This is a genomic window from Rhizobium leguminosarum (assembly GCF_002953715.1).
GTDB lineage: Bacteria > Pseudomonadota > Alphaproteobacteria > Rhizobiales > Rhizobiaceae > Rhizobium > Rhizobium leguminosarum_V.
This window is the reverse complement of sequence record NZ_CP025012.1, coordinates 4,256,876-4,279,611: the sequence shown is the minus strand read 5'-3', so window position 1 is coordinate 4,279,611 and position 22,736 is coordinate 4,256,876. Positions and strand designations below refer to the sequence as shown.

The following is a 22,736-nucleotide window of genomic DNA, read 5'->3' as shown; positions in this document are numbered from 1 at the left end:
GACTTCTGAGAAGCCGTGTGACTCGCCTCATCCAACGGTTGCAGCAAAAGTACATACTCAAACAAAGCGACGTATTGGCTTGCGCAATCCGCCAGGGTTTCAGGTTTTGCCGATAAATATTGCCACTCCGGCGGCCGAATTCGCTGTCAACGCCAGTTGCAAATTATTCTGCTTATGATTCTACTTTCTACTTAAGTGCGTCCTGTAAAATGATTCGTGAATATCCTTGATGCCGAATGAATCGGCGGAGATATCGAATGCTAAATGCTGATATTGAGAGCTGGGCGCTGGCGCGGGCCCATCATATTGTCCTGAACGAAGGCCTGAATCTGGCGAAGGCTGCACAGGATCTGGATCGCAAGCGGTCCCGTTCGCTGGTCTACGAGCTGAGAAAGGTCATCACCGCAGCTATTGTCGAAGCCCATGCTGCATCCTTCGATCCCGACGGTGCACAGCGGTAAAAGCCGAACTGCTGCCTCAATGGGTCAGCGGGCTGCAACGCCTGCCCGGCACTCACCCACTGGTAATTCCCTCGCATTTCCGCCATATACACCGGAAAGACAGACGGAATGATACTATGAGCGCAACGGTCGAATTCGCGAGGATGAACGGGCTTGGCAACAAGATCCTGGTCGTCGACATGCGCGGCCGGCCGGACAAGGTGACGCCGGCGGCGGCGGTCGCACTCAATGCCGATCCGCAGACTGAGTTCGATCAGATCATGGCGATCCATGATCCGAAGGCCGAAGGCACCGATGCCTTCATCGATATCCTGAATTCCGATGGCTCGAAGGCGCAGGCCTGCGGCAACGGCACGCGCTGCGTGGTGCAGGCGCTTGCCGCCGAGACCGGCAGGAAGGTCTTCACCTTCCAGACGGTCGCCGGCATCCTCAACGCCGTCGAGCACGAGGACGGGACGATCTCCGTCGATATGGGCCGGCCGGTGTTCGATTGGAACAGGATCCCGCTGGCGGAAGAATTCCACGACACCAGCCGCATCGAACTGCAGATCGGCCCGATCGACAACCCGGTACTGCATTCGCCGTCGGCGATGTCGATGGGCAATCCGCATGCAATCTTCTGGGTGGACAGGGACGTGATGTCCTATGATCTCGCCCGTTTCGGACCGTTACTCGAAAACCATCCCATGTTTCCCGAGCGCGCCAATATCACGCTGGCGCAAGTCACCTCGCCGACATCGGTGACGACGCGCACCTGGGAGCGCGGCGCGGGACTGACGCTTGCCTGCGGCTCGGCTGCCTGTTCGGCTGCCGTCAGTGCTGCGCGCACCGGCCGCACCGGCCGCAAGGTGACGATCAATGTGGCAAGCGCCAAGCCGCCGGCCACGCTTTCCATCGAATGGCGCGAGCGCGACGATCATGTGATCATGACCGGCCCGGCCGAATGGGAATGGTCGGGCAGGCTCGATCCTTCGACCGGTCTCTGGTCGCGCGATGGTACCCGAGAGGCGGAGGCGCAGTGAGCGGCATCGAGGTCATTACCTTCGGCTGCCGCCTCAACACATATGAATCCGAAGTGATGAAGGCGCAGGCTGAGAAGGCCGGGCTCAACAACGCCATCCTGGTCAACACCTGTGCCGTGACCGGCGAGGCCGTGCGCCAGGCCCGCCAGGCGATCCGCCGGGCACGACGCGACAATCCGCATGCCCGCATCATCGTCACCGGCTGCGCCGCACAGACGGAAAAGCAGACCTTCGCCGAAATGGCGGAGGTCGATGCCGTGCTCGGCAACGAGGAAAAGCTGACGAGCGCCTCCTATCGCGGCCTGCCGGACTTCGGCGTTTCGGCCGAAGAGAAACTTTGCGTCAACGACATCATGAGCGTCAAGGCGACGGCGCCGCAGATGGTCAGGCATATCGACGGCCATGTGCGTGCCTTCATCCAGGTGCAGAACGGCTGTGACCATCGCTGCACCTTCTGCATCATTCCCTATGGCCGCGGCAATTCCCGCTCCGTGCCGATGGGAGCTGTCGTCGACCAGGCTCGCAATCTCGTCGACGGCGGTTACCGGGAGATCGTGCTGACCGGCGTCGATGCCACCAGCTATGGCGGCGATCTGCCGGGCGCGCCGACGCTCGGGCTTTTGGCGAAGACGCTTTTGAAACAAATCCCCGATATTCGCCGCCTGCGGCTTTCCTCGATCGACAGCATCGAGGCCGATGCCCACCTGATGGATCTCATCGCTGACGAGCCACGCTTCATGCCGCATCTGCATCTCTCGCTGCAGCACGGCGACGACATGATCCTGAAGCGCATGAAGCGCCGGCATTTACGCGCCGATGCGCTGCGTTTCATCGAGGATGCGCGCCGCCTCCGCCCCGAGATGAGCTTCGGCGCCGATATGATCGCCGGCTTTCCCACAGAAACCGAAGAGATGTTCGATAATGCCCTGCGGCTGGCCGAAGAGGCTGGTATCGCCCATCTGCATGTCTTCCCCTACAGTCCGCGTCCCGGCACGCCGGCAGCGCGCATGCCGCAGCTCGACCGGTCGCTGGTCAAGGATCGTGCCGCAAGGCTGCGCGCCACTGGACATAGGCTGCATCAATCCCATCTCGATGGGATGATCGGAACCCGGCAATGGCTGCTTGTCGAAAACAACGGCCTGGCGCATACGGAGAACTTCACGCTGGTCGCGGCACCCGGCCTTCGTCCCGGCGAACTTGTGCCGGTCACGATCACCGGCCACAATGGCAAGCATCTCGACATGCAATTGACGGCCGCAGCCGCGGCCTGACTTTCACGGAATTCCCATGGCGCTCAGTTTCATCAAAAAGGTCTTCACCTTCGGCAAGCCGGCTGAAGAACCTGTGCCTGCGGCCGTGGAAAGGGAGCTGGAGCCGCGTTCGCGCGACGAAGATCTGCCGGTCGCCGACGATCCGGTGCTGGCCGAGGAAATGGATACGGCCGGCGGGCCGGCTGCCGATATTGACGAGGGCGGGGTCGAGGCACCGGTTGCTGACGATGATGTCGAATCTTCAATCCTGCCCGCCGCCGACCAGCTGAGCGACATGGGTGTCGTGCCGCTCTCATTGCTGGAAGCCGAGGCGGCAGCGGAGGTGCAGACCGAAATCCAGGCGCCCGTCGAAACCGTTGCGGAAATACCCGTTTCCGTCCCTCTGGGACATCTCCCCCACGAGGCGGGAGATCATGTGGAGACCGGAGCGCTAGAACAGCCGGCTGACCTCGAAGAGATCGTCGAAAAGCTTCCAGAAGAGATTCCGACTGAGCCGGAAGAGATTCCGGCTGAGGATGACGCAGGACTGGATTCGCCCTCCCAGCCAATCTCCCCACCTGTGGGGGAGATGCCCGGCAGGGCAGAGGGGGCTAGCCCCACGGCAGAACCGGAGATTGGCTCTCCCATCCTCCCCAGAGGCTTTGCCACCGGCCCGAAGGTCGTCGAGCCGGAGCCTGTTGTCCTGCAGCCAAAACTCAGCTGGTTCCAGCGCCTGCGTAATGGCCTTGCACGCACCTCTTCGCAGCTGACCGGCCAGATCACCGCGCTCTTCACCAAACGCAAGCTCGATGACGAGACGCTGCAGGATCTCGAAGATCTGCTGATTCAGGCCGATCTCGGCGTCGAGACTGCCATGCGCGTCACCGACACGCTTGCTTCCGAACGCTACGGCAAGGATGTCACCGGCGAGGATGTCAGCCGGATCATGGCTTCCGAAATCGCCAAGGTCCTGAAGCCGGTCGCCAAGCCGCTGCAGCTCGACCTCTCGCACAAGCCGCATGTCATCCTTGTCGTCGGCGTCAACGGCACCGGCAAGACGACGACGATCGGCAAACTTGCGGCGAAGCTTTCCGGCGCCGGGCTGAAGGTGATGCTGGCCGCCGGCGATACTTTCCGTGCGGCGGCGATCGAGCAGCTGAAAATCTGGGCCGACCGGACGAAATCCGAATTCATCGGCACCAAGCTCGGCGCCGATGCCGCCGGCCTTGCCTATGATGCCTTCGAACAGGCGAAGGCGAAAAAATGCGACGTGCTGATCGTCGATACCGCCGGCCGCCTGCAGAACAAGGCAGAGCTGATGGCCGAACTCGAGAAGATCGTGCGGGTGCTCGGCAAGCTCGATCCCGATGCGCCGCATACCGTGCTGCAGACCCTCGATGCCACGACGGGGCAGAACGCGCTCAACCAGGTCGAGATCTTCCGCAACGTCGCCGGCGTCAACGGGCTGATCATGACAAAGCTCGACGGCACGGCGCGCGGCGGCATTCTCGTCGCCATCTCGGCCAAGCATAAGCTGCCGGTCTATTTCATCGGCGTCGGCGAGGGCGTCGAGGATCTGGAGCCGTTCGAGGCCGAGGACTTTGCCCATGCCATTGCCGGGCTTGGGCAATGATGCCACAGATATGCCGCCGAAAGCCTGCAGGGCAGGAAACAGGTTTCCAGGAAAAACAGGTTTGAAGAAGCATGAGCACCGAAAGTGACATCACCCCGACGGCGGCCGACCGGCATCACCCGCTGCTGAAACTGGCGCTGGAACTCGGGCCGCTGCTGATCTTCTTCTTTGCCAATCTGCGGGCCGAGTGGCTCGCCGTGCAGTTTCCGGCTCTTGCCGCATTGGGCGGGCCGCTCTTCATCGCTACCGCACTTTTCATGATGGCGACGATTGTTTCACTCGTCGTCTCCAAAGTCATGCTCGGCCATCTGCCGATCATGCCTTTTGTCTCCGGTCTGGTGGTGCTGAGCTTCGGGGCGCTGGCGATCTATCTGCAGAACGAGACCTTCATCAAGATGAAGCCGACAATCATCAACGGGCTCTTCGGCGTCGCGTTGCTCGGCGGCCTTGTTTTCGGAAAGTCGCTGCTCGGCTACGTCTTCAACACCGCCTTCGAGCTCGATGCCGAAGGCTGGCGCAAGCTCACCATCCGCTGGGGGATCTTCTTTCTATTCTGTGCGGTGCTGAATGAGGTCGTCTGGCGCGGGTTCAACTGGTACTATCAGCCCGATATGAAGGCGGCGGACAATGCCTGGGTGGTCTTCAAGGTTTGGGGCAATCTCCCGATCACCCTCATCTTCACCATGTCGCAGATGCCGCTCATCCTGAAGCACACAGTTACGCCGCAGGAAGAGGCCGAAAAGTGACGGTTGATGGAATTGCGGAAAGAGCCAGACATCAGAATTTCTGGTTTGTCGCCTGTCTTGCGGTTCTGATCGTCCAGATCGTCGCCGAATATCTGATGGGCCGCGTGCCGATCTGCGCCTGCGGTTATGTCAAGCTGTGGGAGGGCGGGGTCAATACCAGCGGCAATTCGCAGCATCTGTCGGATTGGTATACGCCCTCGCACATCATCCACGGCTTCCTGTTCTACGGGCTCGCGCATCTCATCCTGCGCGGCAAGCCGTTGGCGGCAAGGCTGCTGCTGGCGCTCGCCATCGAATCCGGCTGGGAGCTGCTCGAGAATTCGCCGCTCATCATCGACCGCTACCGCACGGCAACGATCGCGCTCGATTATTACGGCGACAGCATCCTGAATTCGGCGATGGACACCGTCTTCATGTGCGTCGGCTTCTTCTTCGCGCGGCGCGCGCCGGTGGCGCTCACGGTGGCGATCGCCATCTTCTTCGAGATTTTCACCGGCTACATAATCCGCGACAACCTGACGCTCAATGTTGTGATGCTGATCTGGCCGGTAGAGGCGATCAAAGTCTGGCAGGGCGGGGGTTAGGGCTTCTTTGTCCTGATAAGACGCCTCATTAGGAGACCGGCTTGCCGAGCGCCTTTTCCATCGCAGGAAAAAGCCCTTCCTTCAGGCTGATATCGTCGAAGGGGCCGACGCGCTTGTAGAGGATCGTGCCGTCTGGACCGACCAGATAGCTCTCCGGAATGCCGTAGACACCCCAGTCGATCGCTGCCTTGCCGTTCGGATCGACGCCGATCGCCCGAAAAGGGTTGCCGAGCTCGCCGAGGAAACGCAGGGCGTTGGCGCTCTGGTCCTTGTAATTGATGGCGACGATATTCAGTCGTCCGTCCTTTGCCAGTTCTTTCAAGACCGGATGTTCGTCGCGGCAGGGGAGGCACCATGAGGCGAAGACGTTGACGAGGGTCAGTTTGCCCTTGATTGCCGCATCGGTCAGCGCCGGCAGGTTGGCGCCGTCGAGAGGCGGCAGGTTCAGCGCCGGTGCCTTGGTGCCGATCAGGGCGGAGGGAATTTCCGCGATGTTCTTGCCATGGAAATCCTGGTCGTAGAGCATCTTTGCGGCCGTGGCAGCGATGCCGCCGAAGACGATGAGCGGCAGCAGCGCCAATGCGTAACGGCTCAGCCCGCGCGGCTTGGCGGCGGTGTTTTCCGGCGTGTCGTTCATTCGCCATCCCCCACACTGTCCTTGGGGCGCGCCGAACGGCGGCGGATGCCGGCAGCCTCAAGGGCTGCAAGTTCCCTGCGGCGGGCGCGGCCGTCGGCCCAGGTCCAGGCCGTGACGGCAATCGTCACCAGGGCTGCAAAGCCATAGGAAGCGTAGACGTAGAAGGCATGCGTCACGGCTATTCCTCCCGGCTCGCCATGCGGGCAGCAAGACGGCGCTGGGCGGCAATGCGGCGGCGCCAGATCTCGTTCCTCATCGCCATGATGTGCAGCGTGAAGAAGAGCAGGGTGAAGGCGATCGCCATGACGAAGAGCGGCCGCAGGAATTCCGGATCGATCGCCGGGCCGTCGAGGCGCAGCACGCTTGCCGACTGATGCAGCGTGTTCCACCACTCGACCGAGAATTTGATGATCGGGATGTTGACGAAGCCGACGAGGATGAGCACGGCGCTGACGCGCGCGGCCTTCGACGGATCGTCGATGGCGCGGCCGAGCGCAATCAGCCCGAGATACATCAGGAAGAGAACGAAGACGGAGGTCAGCCGTGCATCCCAGACCCACCAGGTGCCCCACATCGGCTTGCCCCAGAGCGAACCGGTGACGAGTGCAAGCAGGGTAAAGGCGGCGCCGAGCGGGGCTGCGGCCTTGGCGGAGACATCGGCCAGCGGATGGCGCCAGACCAGCGTGCCGATCGCCGAGACGCTCATGATCGTATAACACATCATCGAAAGCCAGGCCGAGGGCACATGCACATACATGATGCGCACGGTCTCGCCCTGCTGGTAATCGCCTTCGGTGGCGAAGCTCAGATAGAGACCGATGGTAAAACTGAGGGCGGTGATGCCGGCCAGCCACGGAATGGCGCGCGCCGCCAGCGCCAGAAACCGCGTCGGGTTGGCGAGGTCACTGAATTTGCTGATGGCAAGGCTCGTTTCGCTCATGTCCGCTTCCTTACCTTGAACCGGCTTTTCCCGCAATCGAACGGCCCATCAATCCGCTGTGTTTCGTAGCGCCAGGGCGGCGGCTGCCGGGCCGATGACCGCGAAGAAGAGCGTCAGGGCAATGAGGATCAGGAAGGGTGGCAGGAAGGGGGCGGGATCCTCGACTGCGGCATAGGTGGCGCTGACGCCGAAGATCAGCACCGGAATGGTCAGCGGCAGCACGAGGATCGAGACCAGCAGGCCGCCGCGGGGCAGCGCCACGGCAACGGCAGCACCCACGGCGCCGATGAAGGTGATGGCGGGCGAGCCGACCAGCAGCGTCAGCATGGTCGCGCCGATCGCCGTCTCGTCCATGTTCATGAAGAGGCCGAGCAACGGCGAGGCGATGACGAGCGGCAGGCTGGTGGCCGTCCAGTGGGCGAAGCATTTGACCAGCACCGTCAGGACGAGCGGCGTTTCCTGCATCAGCATCAGGTCGAGCGATCCGTCGTCGCGTTCGGCCTGGAACAGGCGGTCGAGGCCGAGAAGGGCGGCGAGCAGCGCGCCGATCCAGACGATGGCGGGGCCGATACGCGACAGCAGTTTGAGATCGGGACCGACGCCGAAGGGAATGACGGCGACGATGGTGAGGAAGAACAGCACGCCGATCAGCGCACCGCCGCCGGCACGGATCGAGAGTTTCAGGTCGCGGAAGAAGAGGGCGGTCATGCGGGGCAGCTCTCTGCATGTGCGGTGGACGGGGCACCCCCCTCTGCCCTGCCGGGCATCTCCCCCACAAGGGGGGAGATCGGCAAGGGGCGTCCTCTTGCCCTAATCAAACGCCACAGAGCGCCGTAGCCGCGTGGCGCGCGATCAAGATTTTGCGAAGCTGGTGCATCCAGCCGATCTCTCCGCCTGTGGGGGAGATGCCCGGCAGGGCAGAGGGGGGTCGCTACGTCGAAAAGCATCAACCCCATACCCCATGATCCACACCGGCAAAGCCCGTCATCTTCAATTCCTGCGAATTCCTCAGCCCCAGCGGCTGATGCGTTGCCGCCAGCACGATGCCGCCCCTTGCCAGATACGCCGTGATCAAATCGGCAAGCAGCCCGTCGGCGTTGGCATCGAGTGCCGCGGTCGGCTCGTCGAGGATCCAGACGGGACGGTGGGCGACGAGCAGTTTGGCGAAGGCTATCCGGCGCTGCTGGCCGGCGGAGAGATAACCGAAGGGAAGGTGGGTGATGCCGGAAAGGCCGACGGCGTCAGCGGCGTCCTCGACGGAAAGGGCGGCAGCGGAGCCTGTATTGCCGAGAAAGCTGCGCCAGAAATCGAGGTTTTCTGCAACCGTAAGTTCATTCTTCATCGCATTTCTATGGCCGAGGTAGTGGCTTACTTCGCCGGCATGTCTGTCTGCCCCGCTCTCTCCATCGTGAAATTTGACGGTGCCTTTTTCCGGCCTGAGGAGGCCGGCCACGACACGCAACAAAGTGGACTTTCCCGATCCATTTCTACCGGTCAGGACAAGCGCCTCGCCGGCTGCCAAGTGAAAGGAAATGTTAACGAAAATGAGATCCTCACCGCGCCTTGCAGCCAGATTTTCGGCGGTGAGATGCATGCGTCGGCTCTTTCTTGGTTTCGGCTCGCGGCGGGGTCAAAAAATGTCCGATTTTGACTGTCCTCGGGTATGGCAAGTTTTTAGGAAATTATCTATAAGACCTGCAACCACGCCAGCGGTCGGCGTGAATTTCATCCTTGCGCCGAACTTGGAGCGTCTGTTCCACGTGCGGACAGCGGAAATGGCCGTACCCGCATCCTGATGTGCATTAAGTGCATAGGCGTTCGCACGACTGTGTTGGCTATCAGAAACGGGGTATCTCGTGTCTAAATCTCTTGACAGTTTCAATTGTCGTTCCACGCTTTCCGTCAACGGGAAGGACTATGTCTATTACAGCCTGCCCAAGGCTGAGGCAAACGGTCTGGCCGGCGTATCGAAGCTTCCCTATTCGATGAAAGTGCTGCTTGAAAACCTGCTGCGCTTCGAAGACGGCCAGTCGGTCACCAAGGAGCACATCCTGGCCGCTGCCGAATGGCTGAACAATAAGGGTGCGGTCGAAAACGAAATCGCCTATCGCCCGGCGCGCGTGCTGATGCAGGACTTCACCGGCGTTCCCGCCGTCGTCGATCTTGCCGCGATGCGCGACGCGATGGTGTCGCTCGGCGGCGATCCCGAGAAGATCAACCCGCTCGTTCCCGTCGATCTCGTCATCGACCACTCCGTCATCGTCGACGAATTCGGCACGCCGCAGGCCTTCGCCCGCAACGTCGAGCTGGAATACCAGCGCAACGGCGAGCGCTACCGTTTCCTGAAGTGGGGCCAGCAGGCCTTCAAGAATTTCCGCGTCGTGCCTCCCGGCACCGGCATCTGTCATCAGGTCAATCTCGAATATCTCGGCCAGACCGTCTGGACCAAGGAAGAGGACGGCGAGACGATCGCCTATCCGGATACTTGCGTCGGCACCGACAGCCACACGACGATGATCAACGGTCTCGGCGTTCTCGGCTGGGGTGTGGGCGGTATCGAAGCGGAAGCTGCGATGCTCGGCCAGCCGGTCTCGATGCTGCTGCCCGAAGTCATCGGCTTCAAGCTGACCGGCAAACTCAAGGAAGGCGTCACGGCGACCGACCTTGTTCTCACCGTCGTGCAGATGCTGCGCAAGAAGGGCGTCGTTTCGAAGTTCGTCGAATTTTTCGGCCCCGGCATGGACAACATGCCGCTCGCCGACCGCGCGACGATCGGCAACATGGGCCCGGAATACGGCGCGACCTGCGGCTTCTTCCCGGTCGACGGCGAAACCATCAATTACCTCACCATGTCCGGCCGCACGCATGACCGGATCGCCCTCGTCGAAGCCTATTCGAAGGCCCAGGGCATGTGGCGTGAGGGCGACGGTTCCGAGCTCGTCTTCACCGATACGCTGGAACTCGATCTGAACGACGTCGTGCCGTCGATGGCCGGCCCGAAGCGTCCGGAAGGCCGCATTTCGCTTGAGAACATCGCGACCGGTTTTGCCGGCTCGATGGATGCCGACTACAAGAAGCCCGGCCAGTTGAACAACCGCTATGCCGTCGAAGGCACCGACTTCGATCTCGGCCATGGTGATGTGGCGATCGCCGCCATCACGTCGTGCACCAACACCTCCAACCCGTCAGTGCTGATCGCCGCCGGCCTTCTTGCCCGCAACGCCGTTGCCAAGGGCCTGAAGACGAAGCCGTGGGTGAAGACCTCGCTGGCTCCTGGATCGCAGGTCGTCGGCGAATATCTCGCCAAGTCGGGCCTGCAGGCCGACCTCGACAAGCTTGGCTTCAACCTCGTCGGTTTCGGCTGCACCACCTGCATCGGTAATTCCGGCCCGCTGCCGGCACCGATCTCGAAGACGATCAACGACAAGGGCCTTATCGTTTCCGGCGTTCTGTCCGGCAACCGCAACTTCGAAGGCCGCATCTCGCCCGACGTGCAGGCGAACTATCTCGCATCCCCGCCGCTGGTCGTCGCTTATGCGCTTGCCGGCACGGTGCAGACGGATCTGACCAAGGAGCCGATCGGCGAGGACCAGAGCGGCAACCCCGTCTATCTCAAGGACATCTGGCCGACCTCGAAGGAAGTTCAGGAATTCATCCTGAAATACGTGACCCGCGAGCTTTACGAAAGCAAGTATGCCGACGTCTTCAAGGGCGACGTCAACTGGCAGGCCGTTCAGATCCCGCCGGGCCAGACCTATGCCTGGGACGACAATTCGACCTATGTGCAGAACCCGCCCTACTTCGTCGGCATGGGCAAGAAGGGCAGCGGCGTTTCCGACATCAAGGGCGCCCGCGTCCTCGGCCTGTTCGGCGACAAGATCACCACCGACCACATCTCGCCCGCCGGTTCGATCAAGGCGGCATCGCCGGCCGGCGCCTACCTCATCGACCACGACGTCGCCGTTGCCGACTTCAACCAGTACGGCACGCGCCGCGGCAACCATGAAGTGATGATGCGCGGCACCTTCGCCAATATCCGCATCCGCAACCACATGCTCGGCCCGAACGGCAAGGAAGGTGGCTACACCATCCATTACCCGTCGAAGGAAGAGACCTCGATCTACGACGCCGCGATGCAGTACAAGCAGGAAGGCGTGCCGCTCGTCATCTTCGCCGGTGTCGAATATGGCAATGGCTCCTCCCGCGACTGGGCTGCCAAGGGCACCAACCTGCTCGGCGTCAAGGCGGTGGTCGCCCAATCCTTCGAGCGCATCCATCGCTCGAACCTGGTCGGCATGGGCATCATCCCCTTCGTCTTCGAAGAGGGCACGACCTGGCAGAGCCTCGGCCTCAAGGGCGACGAACTCGTCACCATCGAAGGTCTGGAAAAGATCAAGCCGCGCGAGAAGAAGATCGCCAGGATCACCTATGGCGACGGCACCGTGAAGGAGGTTCCGCTGCTGTCGCGCGTCGATACGCTCGACGAGGTGATCTACCTCAACAATGGTGGCATCCTGCAGACGGTTCTGCGCGACCTCGCTGCCTGATTTTTAAGACACTTAGCTGACAATGGCCGCCGGAGAGCAGTTTCCGGCGGTTTTTCTTTGCGGCGACAGTCTTTAAACGGGGCTCACGATGATTTGTTTTACGCAAGTTCCCGTCGAGCTAGGTCTCACCCGTTCGTGACTTTTCGTTTGGACCCGGAAGGATTATTCGTACGTTCATATGTCAGAGCCTCCGGTTCCAACATGCCGTCGGCGCTGAAAAAGAGGTGCAGGTGAATGTCCCCCCGTTTTTTGATTCCGCTGATCGCCGGCGTTGTTCTCTCAGGCCCGTTGCAGGCCGAAGACGGCACACCGAAAGGTGTCGTCGAACTCTTCACGGCGCAGGGCTGCTCCTCTTGTCCTCCCGCTGATGCCGCTTTCCGCAAGCTGGTGAACCAGGGCGATGTCATCGCGCTCGCCTATCATGTCGATTACTGGAACTATCTCGGTTGGGCCGATACGCTGAGCTCCAAGGAAAATACCGAGCGGCAGTATGGCTATGCCAAGACGATGGGCCGCAGCAACGTCTACACGCCGCAGGCCATCGTCAACGGACGAGGCCATCTGGCCGGCGCCGATCTCAACGGCATCAACAGCCAGATCAACACCTATAGCAGCGAAGGCAATGGGCTGACCGTTCCCATCAGTGCCGCGATGCGCGGCGACGAGCTGGAGATCAAGATTGGCGCCGGACAGGGCAAAGCCAATGTCGTGATGGTCTATTTCGACAAGGAAAAGACCATCGACGTCGAAAAGGGCGAGAACAGCGGCCAGAAGATCTCCTATCTGCACAGCGTCACCAATGTCGAAACCGTCGGCATGTGGGACGGTAAGGCGACCAGTCTGACGCTGCCGGCCAGCGTCCTGCAGCGGCCGCAGCTCGAGGGCTGCGCGATTCTGCTGCAATCGGCGACCGCAGACGGCGATCCGGCTGCGATCCTTGGCGCGACCGTGGTGATGGCTGGAAAAAATATCTGAAATTTCATCCGGTTACGGATGAAATGCTGGGGCGGCCCGGCCGAGCGTATTCGGGGCTGGGGTTAAGGTCGATACGCTCCGCCGGGCCCTTTGGCGCGCTGGCGCCAAACTGGAATTCATAAATCTCCTGCAAATGAGGCGCTGTTTTGACTGAAATGCGGCGCTGCGGAGAAAGCGTTGGCCTGCCCAGCGCATCACGGCTTCCGAAAATCGGCCCCAACTTTCGGAAGGCATGATGCGCAGACTCAAGTGCTACAGCGTCCTTGCGCGAGAGACGCGCGGCGCTGTAGTGCGGCCGAATGTGGCGGACGGCACTCTTGCAATTTGCGGCGGCTCGGGCAAACTGTCACTCTCCTGTCACATGTGGAGGCCTTGTGAGACTGATGACAGATCAGCCGGATTTGCGACACGGCGAAAGCCGTTCCGTCGACCACAGTTCCTCAGTCGTCGTCGATCTCAGGGAATACAAGCAAAGCAAGGACCCGCTTCCGGTGACCTTTCACCGGCGCGAACTGGACGCGATCCTCTGGATCTACGGCCGTATGGTCGGTGACGGTGAATGGCGCGACTACGCCATCGATCACCTGAAGGACCGGGCAGTCTTTTCCGTCTTCAAGCGTTCCGGCGAAATGCCGCTCTTCCGCATCGAGAAAAACCCGAAGCTCGCCGCCAAGCAGGGCGCCTATTCCGTGATCAACACCCACGGCACGATCCTGAAGCGCGGTCACGAGCTGAACCAGGTGCTGAAGGTGTTCGACAAGGCCCTGAAGCTGGTCGACAAATAAACCCGCATCAGCCGGCAAACAGCGTGCCGGGATAGACGGACGGATCCGGATCGCTCGTCATGGCTTCGCCGAGCGCGCGCTGCATGAACATCGTGTCCAACCAGCGGCCATGCTTGTAGCCGGTGCCCTTCATCAGACCGACCTCCTCGAAGCCGGCTGCGCGATGAAGCGCGATCGAGGCGGGGCTGGCGCCGCCGATGACGGCTGCCATCTGACGGAAACCGAGTTCGGTGCAGCGGTCGATCAGTTCGGCAAGCAGCGCCTTGCCGATGCCCCGGCCGCGGGCCTCAGGCGCGAGATAGATCGAATCCTCGACCAGCCAGCGATAGGCGGGACGCGTGCGAAACGCCGAGGCATAGGCGTAGCCGAGCAGAGTCCCATCCGCATCGGTTGCGGCAATATAGGGATATTGCTGGCTGACGATCGCCGAAAAACGTTGCGCCAGCTCGGCCTCGGAGGGCGGCACGATCTCATAGCTCGCGACGCCGTTCAGGACGGATTCGCGATAGATCTCGGCAATGGCGGGAATATCGGCGTTCGAGGCATCGCGCAGGAGGAAGGACATTTCGCGGCAGGTCCATAGGAGTGGGTAAGGCCTTCCTACTGCATAATTCCTTAAATCGGAATCGATTTAAGGATGAAATTATGCAGCAATTCAAAATGCTACAGCGTCCTTTGCGCGTCTGAAAAGACGCGCGGTGCGGTAGAACCACCCCGCGAAAGCTCGCGCAACAAAAAAGGCGGCCGAAGCCGCCTTTTCGATCTCAGTCTGTCTGCTTACTTACGGTTGCCCATGAACTGCAGCAGGAACATGAAGAGGTTGATGAAGTCGAGATAGAGCGTCAGCGCACCCATGATCGCCTTGCGACCGGCGACGGCGACGTCATCGGCTTCCAGGTACAATTCCTTGATCCGCTGCGTATCGTAGGCGGTGAGGCCTGCGAAGATCAGAACGCCGAGCACCGAGATCGCAAACTGCACGGCAGACGACGCCAGGAAGATGTTGACCAGCGAAGCGATGATCAGGCCGAAGAGACCCATCATCAGGAACGAGCCCATCGCCGACAGGTTACGCTTCGTCGTGTAGCCGTAAAGCGACAGCGCGCCAAAGGAGGCGGCGGTGACGAAGAAGGTCTGAACGACGCTCTGGCCCGTGTAGATCAGGAAGATCGACGAGAGCGACAGGCCGACGAGCGCGGCGTAAACCGCAAAGGTCGTTTGGGCGGCGGCCACCGTCATGGTATTAATCCGGAAGCTCAGGAAGAACACCAGAGCCAGCGGCGCCAGAATGACCACCCACTTCAGCGGGCTCACATAGATCGCCTGACCGAAAGCGGTCAGCTCGCCATTGGCGAAGGCGAATTGGAACGACAGATATGCGGCCACACCAGTGATCGCCAGACCCAGCGCCATCAGGTTGTAGACCTTGAGCATATAAGCGCGCAGGCCTTGATCAATCATCTCGCCGGTCTGAGCGCGGCTTTGATAGTTACGAAGATCAGCCATAGTTTCCTCTTACAAGCTCCGATGGAAATACGGTGTCGGGGTTTTCGACCCGGGCGCCGCTGCGGAGCTCCAGCATGCCTGCGAACAATATGAGGCTTTCGCCCATTGCAAACAAGAGGCTTGCAAAGCCTCGGCCGGTTAAATCGCCGTAAGGTGAAGGGTTTGAGTGCCGCTGCCCGGTCAAAGCTCGCGCAAAACGGGGGCCGCCTTTTGCCCAAGGATGCGCCAGGTGCCGATAAGGCCGATGCCGACCGTCAGGACGAGCGCGGTCACAAGCGTTAGTCCCGCCACGTCGGGCAGAAAGGTCGAGGGCAGACGCATGATGCGGGCGACGATGAACCAGGCGGCAACGCCGCCGGCGATCAGCGCGAAGATTGCGGTCGCGAGGCCGAGGATCAGATATTCGTAGCTGAAGGCGCGGATCAGCATGGCGCGCGTGGCGCCGAGCGTCTTCAGCACCACCGCGTCGTGGGTGCGCGCGCGGTTTCCGGCGGCAAGCGCGCCGGCAAGGACGAGGATCGAGGCGATGAGGGCGACCGAGGCCGCAGCGCGGATTGCGGTCGCAAGCTGGGCGACCAGCTGGTTGACGATATCGATCGCGTCCTTGACGCGCACACTGGTGATCGTCGGATAGGTGTTGGTGACCGATTTCAGGATCGCCGCATCTTCGGCCGGTGTCGAAGAGGGATCGGTCAGCGTCGCCAGCCACGCATGCGGGGCGCCGCGGAAAGTATTCGGCGAGAAGACCATGACGAAATTGATCGACAGCGATTCCCACTGGACGCGGCGCAGATTGGCGATCTTCGCCGTGATATTGCGGCCGAGCACGTTGACGGTGACCTTATCGCCGATCTTGAGGCCGAGCTCATGTGCCTCTTCCGAGGAGAAGGAGACGAGTGGCTCGCCGCTGTAATCCTTGTCCCACCATTTGCCTTCGGTGAGGGCGGCGTTCTCCGGCAGGGTTTCGGCATAGGTGATGCCGCGATCACCGTTCAGCACCCAGCGGCCGGCCGCCGGCACGTTCATCTTGGTGACGTCCTCGCCGTTGAAGGCGATGATCCGGCCGCGCAGCATCGGCACTTCGACAAGCTTGCCCTTCGGCGCCTGGCCCTGGACGAGATCGCGGAAGGCATCGACCTCGGCGCTCTGGATATCGACGAAGAAGAAGTTCGGCGCACCCTCGTTCATCCGGCCGGTCAGCTGCTGGCGCAGGTTCCCGTCGATCAGGGTCAGCGTCACCAGCAATGCCAGGCCAAGGCCGAGGGAGAGCACGACCGAAGGGGTCAGTGCGCCGGGGCGGTGGATGTTGCCGATCGCAAGCCGCAGGGCTGGCGAATTGACGCGCGGGCTGCGGCGCGCGAGCCAGGCGATCAGCGCGGCGACCAGGCGCAGGACGACGAAGGCGAAGACGATCGCGCCGACGAAGACGACGGCGATGAAGCGGTCATAGGCGGTGAGGATGGCAAGGCCGGCAAGGGCGGCCATGAACAGGGCGGCAAGCAGGATGTAGGGCCAGGAGGGCAGGCGGCGGGCCTCGAAGCCCTGCTCGCGGAAGAGTGCGGTCGCCGGCACTTCGCGGGCGTGGCCGAGCGGCAGTATGGCGAAGGCGAGCGTCGTCAGGATGCCGAAGAGCGTGGCGAGCAGCAGGGCACCGGGATAAAGGGTCGGCGTCGTGGAGACCGGCAGGAATTGCGCCAGGAATTGCGCGGCGAAGATCGGCGACAGGGCGCCGATGACGAGGCCGATCAGGATGCCGCCGAGAGCGATGATGGCGATCTGGATGAGATAGATCAGAACGACGACCTGCGCCGGTGCACCCAGACATTTGAAGGTGGCGATGGTGGTGCGTTTGGAATCGAGGAAGGCGCGCACCGCATTGGCGACACCGACGCCGCCGACGATCAGCGCGGTGAGGCCGACCAGCGTCAGGAACTGCGAGAAGCGGGTGATGTTTTCGGTGAGCGAGGGCGCGGCACGGTCGCTGGTGCGGATCGCCCAGCCGGCGGCAGGGAATTCCTTGGAGGCGCGCGCCTGGATGCCCGACATCGCGGCCTTGTCTTGCAGCCGGATCTTGTAGGCGTGTTCGACCAGGCTTCCCGTCTGGATCAGCCCGGAGGCTTGAAGCGCCTGTCGGCTGACGAGCAGACGCGGCGCAAAGCCAAAACCTTCCGACAGTGCGTCGGGCTCGGTTTTCACCGTGCCGGTGATGCTGAGCTTGACGTTGCCGAGCAGCAATTCGTCGCCGACCGCAAGCCCGAGCCGATCGAGAAGCAGTGGGGCTGCGACCGCGCCATAGGTGCCGCCTTGGCCCGAAAGCAGGGCGGCAAGCGGATAGTCCGGCTCGGCCACGAACTTGCCGTAGAGCGGGTAGGCGTCATCGACGGCCTTGACCTCGACCAGCGCCTGATCGGAACCGTCGGGCTTGCGGGCCATCGAGCGCAGGCCCGTTGACACCGAAACGGTGCCGAGACCTTCGAGGAAACCCAACTCCTCAGGCGTGGCTTCGCGGTTGTTGAGTTCGAAACGGACGTCGCCGGCCAGCAGCTCCTGCCCCTGCGAGGCGATCGTGTCGGTGATCGACTGCGAAACGGAATTGACGGCGGCAATCGCCCCGGTGCCGAGCGCGATGCAGGCAAGGAAGATGTAGAAGCCGCGGATGCCGCCGCGCAACTCGCGCAGTGCCAGGCGAAAAGCGAGCGAGACGCGTGGCGTGATGATCCTCATGCGATCGCCGCTTCGCTGCGGCGGGCGGCGCTGTCGCCTTCGATCCTGCCGGAGCGGACGCGAATCTGGCGCGAGCATCGGTTTGCAAGCGAGACGTCGTGGGTGACGAGAAGCAGGGTCGTGCCGCGTTCGGCCTGCTTGGAGAACAGAAGGTCGGCGATCTGGCGGCCGGTCTCGGTATCGAGATTGCCGGTCGGTTCGTCGGCGATCAGCAGGGCAGGCGAGGGGGCGAGCGCCCTGGCGATCGCCACGCGCTGCTGTTCACCGCCGGAAAGCTGACCGGGATAGTGGCTCAGCCGTTCGCCGAGGCCGACCGATTTCAGCTCGCGATGCGCGATCTCGAAGGCGTTGCTGACATTGGCGAGCTCGAGCGGCATGGCGACGTTTTCCAGGGCCGTCATGTTGGCGATCAGATGAAAGGACTGGAAGACGATGCCGATGTTGCGGCCGCGGAAATCGGCGACCTGGTCCTCGCTGAGGCTATGGAGCGGCGTATCGTTGATGTTGATCTCACCGCTGTCGAGTTTCTCCAGCCCGGCAAGCACCATCAGCAGGGTGGATTTGCCGGAACCGGAAGGGCCGACGATGCCGACGGATTCACCTGCAGCGATATCGAGATCGATGCCCTTCAGCACATGGACGGAGGCGGCTGCGCTGCCGAGGGTCAGATCGGCGCCCTTCAACTCGATAATGGTTTTTGCCAACAGAAATCGCCCTATATAAGTCCGTAATCGAATGGCCGCATAACGGCACCTCGCCAATCTAGGGAAGCCAGCATGAGATTTAAAGTTGCCGCCCTTCAATTCACCGTCATTGCCGTCTCGCTGATCCTCGCTACCGCAGCCGATGCCCGGACGATCAATCTCGTCGGTTTTGGGGACAGTTTGATGGCGGGCTATCAGCTGCCGCCCGGCGATGGCTTTCCGGAAAAGCTGCAGGCGGCCTTGAAGGCGAAGGGGCTCGACGTCACCATTGCCAATGCCGGGGTCTCCGGCGACACGACGACAGCAGGCCTTGCGCGCATCGACTGGTCGGTACCCGACGGCACCGATGGCGTCATTCTCGAGCTTGGCGCCAATGATGCGTTGCGCGGTATCCCGCCGGAGGAGAGCGCGAAGAATCTCGATCAAATGATTACCCGGCTAAAGGAGCGTGGGATTGCCGTGCTGCTCGCCGGTATCATTGCGCCGCCGAACATGGGGGCGGATTATGCCGCACGATTCAACCCGATCTATCAGAAACTCTCGGAAAAACATGGGCTTCCACTCTATGCCTTCTTCCTCGACGGCGTCGCGCTGGAGGCTGGGTTGAAGCTCGACGACGGCATGCATCCAAACGCGAGAGGTGTCGACGTCATGGTCGAAAAGATGGAGCCTGCTGTCACAAATTTCGTCGAAACGATTTCTTCTGTGAAGAAATAGGGGCTTGCGCGGTTGTTGATTGCGTGATTCCGTGTGAGCACCTGCAAAAGATTCGGGGAGTGCTCGTGATGCCGAGACTTTTTACCGCCCTCGAAATTCCGCGCAATGCGGCGATGAGTCTTTCATTGCTGCGCGGTGGCCTCCCCGGAGCACGATGGATCGATGTGGAGAATTACCACATCACCCTGCGCTTCATCGGTGATGTCGACGGCCGCACGGCCGATGAAATCGTTGAACGCCTCGACCGGATCGACCGGCCGGAATTCCAGTTCCGGCTGGAAGGCATCGGTTCCTTCGGCTCGAAGAAACCGCATTCGGTCTGGGCAGGCGTCTCGCAATCGCCTGAAATGTATGCCCTGCAGGGCGAGATCGAGCGCATCTGCCAGCGCATCGGCCTGCCGCCCGACCCCCGCAAATTCATGCCGCATGTGACGCTGGCGCGGCTCAAATCCTCGCGGCTCGACGATGTCGTGCAATATCTGGCGGGGCGCGGCAACTTCCACACTGCAACCTTCACCGCGCCGCGCTTCGTGCTGCTTTCGTCGCGCGAATCGGTCGGCGGCGGGCCTTACCTCACCGAGGAAGTGTTCCCGCTGCACGAGTCGCGCTCGGCGCCCAGCGTTTCGAGCAAGCTGCTGCAGCCGGTCAAGAGCCTGGTGTAGACCAGCTCGAAACCGCCCGGGCCGCCATAATAGGGATCGGGGATACCCTCTCCGGTTCCCAGTGCGGCATCACCGAAAAGGTGGATATTCGCCCCATGCGGCGCGCTCTTTTCGAGCGCCGTGCGGTTGTCGCGGTCCATGGCGAGAATCAGATCGAAATCCCTGAAATCGCTTGGCCGGACGCGGCGGGCGCGCTGTCCCGAGATGTCGATGCCGTGGCTTTTCGCGGTGGCGATCGAACGCTGGTCGGGCGGCTCGCCTTCATGCCAGCCGCCGGTGCCGGCGGAATCGATCGTAAAACCGCCGGTCAACCCTGCCTCGGCGACGAGATGGCCAAAAATTCCCTCGGCGAGCGGAGAACGGCATATATTGCCCATGCAAACGAAGAGGATGCTGATGCGTTTCATCGGTAACCTGTCTGACAGATGAGAGGAGCATGGCATGAAAATGGAAAGACTGGAACGGACGGCGGCCGAGGCTGAACTGAGCGAGCTTTCGGGCTGGGTGCTCAATGATGCGGGTTCGTCGATATCGAAGACGTTCAAGTTCGCAAATTTCGTCGAGGCTTTCGGCTTCATGACGCAGGCAGCGCTCGCGGCCGAGAAGCTCAACCATCATCCCGAATGGTTCAACGTCTATTCCAGGGTGGATGTGATGCTGAATACGCATGATGCCGGCGGACTGACGGAGCTGGATTTCAAGCTCGCCAAAGCCATGGAGAAGGCGGCGGCGCGACGTGTCGTTTGAAAGCGGGGCCGATTGAAAGGGGCCGATTGAAAGACTGGGCGCCGTCACCATATGTTCGCATGGACAAAAGGGATGCAGGGATGGACGAGGTCAAATTCGGGGAAATCCTCTTGCCGGGCGACGAGGACACGCAGAGCCGACGCGAGAAAACCGTCAGGCAGAAATTCTGGCCGACGTTCCGGCGGGCGGTGCGGCAGATCCCCTTCTCGCGCGATGTGGTCGCCGGTTTCTATTGCGCGCTCGATCCGCAGACGCCGACGAAGGTGCGCGGCGTGCTGCTTGCGGCACTCGCCTATTTCGTCATGCCGATCGACATGATCCCGGATGTTTTCGCGGTCATCGGCTTTTCCGACGACATCGCCGTGCTGTCGGCCGCCTTCGCGATGGTGCGCGGCCACATCCGGCCGGGCCACTACGAAGCGGCCGACCGCGTTCTCGCCGATCGGGCGGAAGAAGCAATGAAGACGATCTAAAGCGCGTCCGCTGCACAGTTTTGGGCGACATGCGTCAGGCGATTTCGCGTTCCAGCACCTTGCGGAGCTTGCCGAAGGCAAGCCGGATACGTGACTTCACCGTGCCGAGCGGCAGTCCGGTCGATTCGGCGATCTCCGAATGCGATTGACCGAGGAAGAAGGCGGCGCGCAGCATGTCGCGCTGTTCCTCCGGCAATTGACCGACGGCGGCGCGTATCTTGGCGTCGCGATCGTCATTGGCGATGATTTCTTCCGCGCCGATATCGCCCGGCGGCTGCAGGGCCGGATCGGTCTCATCGAAGATGCGGGTATTGGCGCGGCGTTGCATGTCGATGCGGCGATTGCGGGCAATGCGGAAAAGCCAGGTCGAAAGGGAGGATCGCGTGGCATCATAGAGCTCTGCCTTGTGCCAGAGCACGATCATGATCTCCTGGACCAGTTCCTCGGCCTCGCCTGATGTCATCCTCTGGCGCATCAGCCAGGCCTTCAGGCGGGGGGCGAAATAGTCGAACAGGATGGAAAAGGCCTGCTGGTCGCGATCGTCCGCGACGGCCTTCGCGAGGGCAGCGAAACGCTGTCTTTCCTCGGCATCCATGTCCCCTCACCAGCCCCCTGCGGCAATAATTTCGTCCCGGATTTCCAAGTCTTAATGAGGTACAACGGATTTGGGAAAGGTCAAACTCTTGCCTGAATCTTTGTGTCTTAAATTCAGCCGAACGGACGGCCAGTGCCATTGGGGCACGGTGTCGCGGTCGATACCGTCAAAGGGGCGAAAATTGACACTCGAGCTGAAATGACACAGGCACATACAAATCGCAGCTATTGTTGACCATTTGGTAACCTGAATTAAGTCAAAATAAAGCAGATCGTGATTATGCGGCGCCCGCTATGATCGCTTCGGGCCTTGAATCGCAAGAACCGGCAGGAATCCATGTTTGTAAAAAGTATCGTATCCGCTCTCGCACTCACCCTTGTTATGGCCGGAGTTGCGACAGCGCAGCAGGCCGCGCCGAACCGCATCCAGCAGTTCCAGGCATGGGGCGCCTACTCCTACAAGTCGGGCAGCAGCACCGTCTGCTATGTGCTTTCCGTTCCGACGGCAAAGCAGCCGGCAAGCGTCGACCACGGCGACAATTTCTTCATCGTCTCGCAGCGTCCGGGCCAGAACATTTCCTACGAGCCGCAGGCGATGATGGGCTACACGGTCAAGGAAAATTCGAAGATCAACGTCGTCATCGACAACAAGACCTTCGTGATGTTCACCAAGGACAAGGCCGGCTGGGTCGAGAACGCGGCCCAGGAGCCAGCCCTCGTCGCGGCGATGAAGACCGGTCATTCGATGACGGTCAATGCCGTTTCGCGCAAGGGCACGGGCACCTCCTACAGCTATTCGCTCTCGGGCATCTCGGCTGCGCTGAAGCAGATCGAAACCTGCAAGTAAGCGGTCCTTTAGGCCGAAGAATTTCATGGGCCGGCCTTGCGCCGGCCCATGCCGTTTCCATCTATGGTGACGCGCGGGCAAAATGATGCTAAAGCCGGCGCCAACAGCGGACAGATCGCGATTTCAGTCGCCGTTCCGCCATTCAACTTCTGCCGATGTGCTGTCATGCGCCCGCAGGTCTT

The 22,736-nt window shown here is 61.5% G+C and carries 25 protein-coding genes; 14 read left to right on the top strand and 11 right to left on the bottom strand.

The window, feature by feature from the left end; genetic code table 11:
• The first annotated feature begins 236 nt into the window (after positions 1-236).
• The 6 genes from CUJ84_RS21270 (at position 237) to CUJ84_RS21245 (ending at position 5,696) form a co-directional block, all read left to right on the top strand.
• Positions 237-461, top strand: coding sequence for a hypothetical protein (locus tag CUJ84_RS21270; protein ID WP_017962453.1), 225 nt, complete (start codon positions 237-239; stop codon positions 459-461).
• A gap of 116 nt (positions 462-577) precedes the next feature.
• Positions 578-1,483, top strand: coding sequence for a diaminopimelate epimerase (gene dapF, locus CUJ84_RS21265; RefSeq protein WP_105007643.1), 906 nt, complete (start codon positions 578-580; stop codon positions 1,481-1,483).
• Positions 1,480-2,754, top strand: a complete 1,275-nt coding sequence (gene mtaB, locus CUJ84_RS21260; RefSeq protein ID WP_105007642.1) for a tRNA (N(6)-L-threonylcarbamoyladenosine(37)-C(2))-methylthiotransferase MtaB — start codon at positions 1,480-1,482, stop codon at positions 2,752-2,754. The genes dapF and mtaB overlap by 4 nt, the downstream gene beginning before the upstream one ends.
• Before the next feature lie 16 nt (positions 2,755-2,770).
• Positions 2,771-4,366 carry a signal recognition particle-docking protein FtsY gene (gene ftsY / locus CUJ84_RS21255; protein WP_105007641.1) on the top strand — a complete coding sequence of 532 codons (1,596 nt, stop codon included), beginning with the start codon at positions 2,771-2,773 and terminating at the stop codon, positions 4,364-4,366.
• Positions 4,367-4,437: 71 nt separating this feature from the next.
• Positions 4,438-5,112, top strand: a complete 675-nt coding sequence (locus CUJ84_RS21250; RefSeq protein ID WP_105007640.1) for a septation protein A — start codon at positions 4,438-4,440, stop codon at positions 5,110-5,112.
• A complete protein-coding gene (locus CUJ84_RS21245) occupies positions 5,109-5,696 on the top strand; it encodes a DUF2585 domain-containing protein (protein WP_105007639.1) in 588 nt (195 codons plus the stop codon). The genes CUJ84_RS21250 and CUJ84_RS21245 overlap by 4 nt, the downstream gene beginning before the upstream one ends.
• Positions 5,697-5,724: 28 nt before the next feature.
• Here the strand turns inward: CUJ84_RS21245 and CUJ84_RS21240 are convergent, their stop codons facing one another.
• The 5 genes from CUJ84_RS21240 to ccmA all read right to left on the bottom strand — a co-directional run bounded on the left by CUJ84_RS21240 (position 5,725) and on the right by ccmA (position 8,867).
• Positions 5,725-6,333: a DsbE family thiol:disulfide interchange protein gene (locus tag CUJ84_RS21240; protein ID WP_105007638.1), complete on the bottom strand. Its 609-nt coding sequence runs from the start codon at positions 6,331-6,333 to the stop codon at positions 5,725-5,727.
• Complete coding sequence (ccmD, locus tag CUJ84_RS21235; RefSeq protein ID WP_012759361.1) at positions 6,330-6,509, bottom strand: heme exporter protein CcmD; 180 nt, start codon at positions 6,507-6,509, stop codon at positions 6,330-6,332. Before ccmD ends, CUJ84_RS21240 begins: the two co-directional genes overlap by 4 nt.
• A gap of 2 nt (positions 6,510-6,511) precedes the next feature.
• On the bottom strand, positions 6,512-7,273 hold the full coding sequence (locus CUJ84_RS21230; RefSeq protein WP_105007637.1) for a heme ABC transporter permease: 762 nt from the start codon (positions 7,271-7,273) through the stop codon (positions 6,512-6,514).
• A gap of 48 nt (positions 7,274-7,321) precedes the next feature.
• Positions 7,322-7,981 (bottom strand): heme exporter protein CcmB, encoded by a 660-nt coding sequence (gene ccmB, locus CUJ84_RS21225; protein ID WP_018243969.1) that lies wholly within the window; start codon positions 7,979-7,981, stop codon positions 7,322-7,324.
• Between the two features lie 238 nt (positions 7,982-8,219).
• Positions 8,220-8,867 carry a heme ABC exporter ATP-binding protein CcmA gene (ccmA, locus tag CUJ84_RS21215; protein ID WP_012759358.1) on the bottom strand — a complete coding sequence of 216 codons (648 nt, stop codon included), beginning with the start codon at positions 8,865-8,867 and terminating at the stop codon, positions 8,220-8,222.
• Between the two features lie 262 nt (positions 8,868-9,129).
• Here ccmA and acnA point away from each other — a divergent pair, with 262 nt between their 5' ends.
• From acnA to CUJ84_RS21200, 3 genes are all read left to right on the top strand, one after another.
• Positions 9,130-11,820 (top strand): aconitate hydratase AcnA, encoded by a 2,691-nt coding sequence (gene acnA / locus CUJ84_RS21210; protein WP_105007635.1) that lies wholly within the window; start codon positions 9,130-9,132, stop codon positions 11,818-11,820.
• A 234-nt stretch (positions 11,821-12,054) separates the two neighbouring features.
• The gene (locus CUJ84_RS21205; protein WP_017995441.1) at positions 12,055-12,795 is read left to right on the top strand and encodes a DUF1223 domain-containing protein; all 741 of its coding nucleotides are present in this window, start codon (positions 12,055-12,057) and stop codon (positions 12,793-12,795) included.
• Between the two features lie 383 nt (positions 12,796-13,178).
• The gene (locus tag CUJ84_RS21200) at positions 13,179-13,580 is read left to right on the top strand and encodes a DUF2794 domain-containing protein (RefSeq protein WP_027682504.1); all 402 of its coding nucleotides are present in this window, start codon (positions 13,179-13,181) and stop codon (positions 13,578-13,580) included.
• 7 nt (positions 13,581-13,587) lie between these two features.
• On the opposite strand, the gene CUJ84_RS21195 is transcribed toward CUJ84_RS21200, so the two are convergent.
• The 4 genes from CUJ84_RS21195 to CUJ84_RS21180 all read right to left on the bottom strand — a co-directional run bounded on the left by CUJ84_RS21195 (position 13,588) and on the right by CUJ84_RS21180 (position 18,514).
• Entirely contained in the window at positions 13,588-14,145 is a 558-nt protein-coding gene (locus tag CUJ84_RS21195; RefSeq protein ID WP_105007634.1) for a GNAT family N-acetyltransferase, read from the bottom strand.
• A 212-nt stretch (positions 14,146-14,357) separates the two neighbouring features.
• Complete coding sequence (locus CUJ84_RS21190) at positions 14,358-15,086, bottom strand: Bax inhibitor-1/YccA family protein (protein ID WP_011653891.1); 729 nt, start codon at positions 15,084-15,086, stop codon at positions 14,358-14,360.
• 180 nt (positions 15,087-15,266) lie between these two features.
• The gene (locus tag CUJ84_RS21185) at positions 15,267-17,810 is read right to left on the bottom strand and encodes an ABC transporter permease (RefSeq protein WP_105007633.1); all 2,544 of its coding nucleotides are present in this window, start codon (positions 17,808-17,810) and stop codon (positions 15,267-15,269) included.
• Positions 17,807-18,514 carry an ABC transporter ATP-binding protein gene (locus tag CUJ84_RS21180; RefSeq protein WP_105007632.1) on the bottom strand — a complete coding sequence of 236 codons (708 nt, stop codon included), beginning with the start codon at positions 18,512-18,514 and terminating at the stop codon, positions 17,807-17,809. The genes CUJ84_RS21185 and CUJ84_RS21180 overlap by 4 nt, the downstream gene beginning before the upstream one ends.
• A gap of 72 nt (positions 18,515-18,586) precedes the next feature.
• Here CUJ84_RS21180 and CUJ84_RS21175 point away from each other — a divergent pair, with 72 nt between their 5' ends.
• Positions 18,587-19,231: an arylesterase gene (locus CUJ84_RS21175; protein ID WP_105007631.1), complete on the top strand. Its 645-nt coding sequence runs from the start codon at positions 18,587-18,589 to the stop codon at positions 19,229-19,231.
• 68 nt (positions 19,232-19,299) lie between these two features.
• Positions 19,300-19,893: an RNA 2',3'-cyclic phosphodiesterase gene (gene thpR, locus CUJ84_RS21170; protein WP_105007630.1), complete on the top strand. Its 594-nt coding sequence runs from the start codon at positions 19,300-19,302 to the stop codon at positions 19,891-19,893.
• On the opposite strand, the gene CUJ84_RS21165 is transcribed toward thpR, so the two are convergent.
• Positions 19,800-20,300, bottom strand: coding sequence for a low molecular weight protein-tyrosine-phosphatase (locus CUJ84_RS21165; protein WP_105007629.1), 501 nt, complete (start codon positions 20,298-20,300; stop codon positions 19,800-19,802). The two genes, thpR and CUJ84_RS21165, sit on opposite strands and share 94 nt — an antisense overlap.
• Positions 20,301-20,334: 34 nt before the next feature.
• Here CUJ84_RS21165 and CUJ84_RS21160 point away from each other — a divergent pair, with 34 nt between their 5' ends.
• Together CUJ84_RS21160 and CUJ84_RS21155 are read left to right on the top strand one after the other, a co-directional pair.
• The gene (locus CUJ84_RS21160; protein WP_105007628.1) at positions 20,335-20,640 is read left to right on the top strand and encodes a 4a-hydroxytetrahydrobiopterin dehydratase; all 306 of its coding nucleotides are present in this window, start codon (positions 20,335-20,337) and stop codon (positions 20,638-20,640) included.
• A gap of 80 nt (positions 20,641-20,720) precedes the next feature.
• Positions 20,721-21,113, top strand: coding sequence for a YkvA family protein (locus tag CUJ84_RS21155; RefSeq protein WP_105008269.1), 393 nt, complete (start codon positions 20,721-20,723; stop codon positions 21,111-21,113).
• A gap of 34 nt (positions 21,114-21,147) precedes the next feature.
• Here the strand turns inward: CUJ84_RS21155 and CUJ84_RS21150 are convergent, their stop codons facing one another.
• Positions 21,148-21,708, bottom strand: coding sequence for a sigma-70 family RNA polymerase sigma factor (locus tag CUJ84_RS21150; RefSeq protein ID WP_105007627.1), 561 nt, complete (start codon positions 21,706-21,708; stop codon positions 21,148-21,150).
• A 336-nt stretch (positions 21,709-22,044) separates the two neighbouring features.
• On the opposite strand from CUJ84_RS21150, the gene CUJ84_RS21145 reads away from it, so the two are divergent.
• The gene (locus CUJ84_RS21145; RefSeq protein ID WP_003543638.1) at positions 22,045-22,554 is read left to right on the top strand and encodes an invasion associated locus B family protein; all 510 of its coding nucleotides are present in this window, start codon (positions 22,045-22,047) and stop codon (positions 22,552-22,554) included.
• The last annotated feature ends 182 nt before the right edge of the window (positions 22,555-22,736 follow it).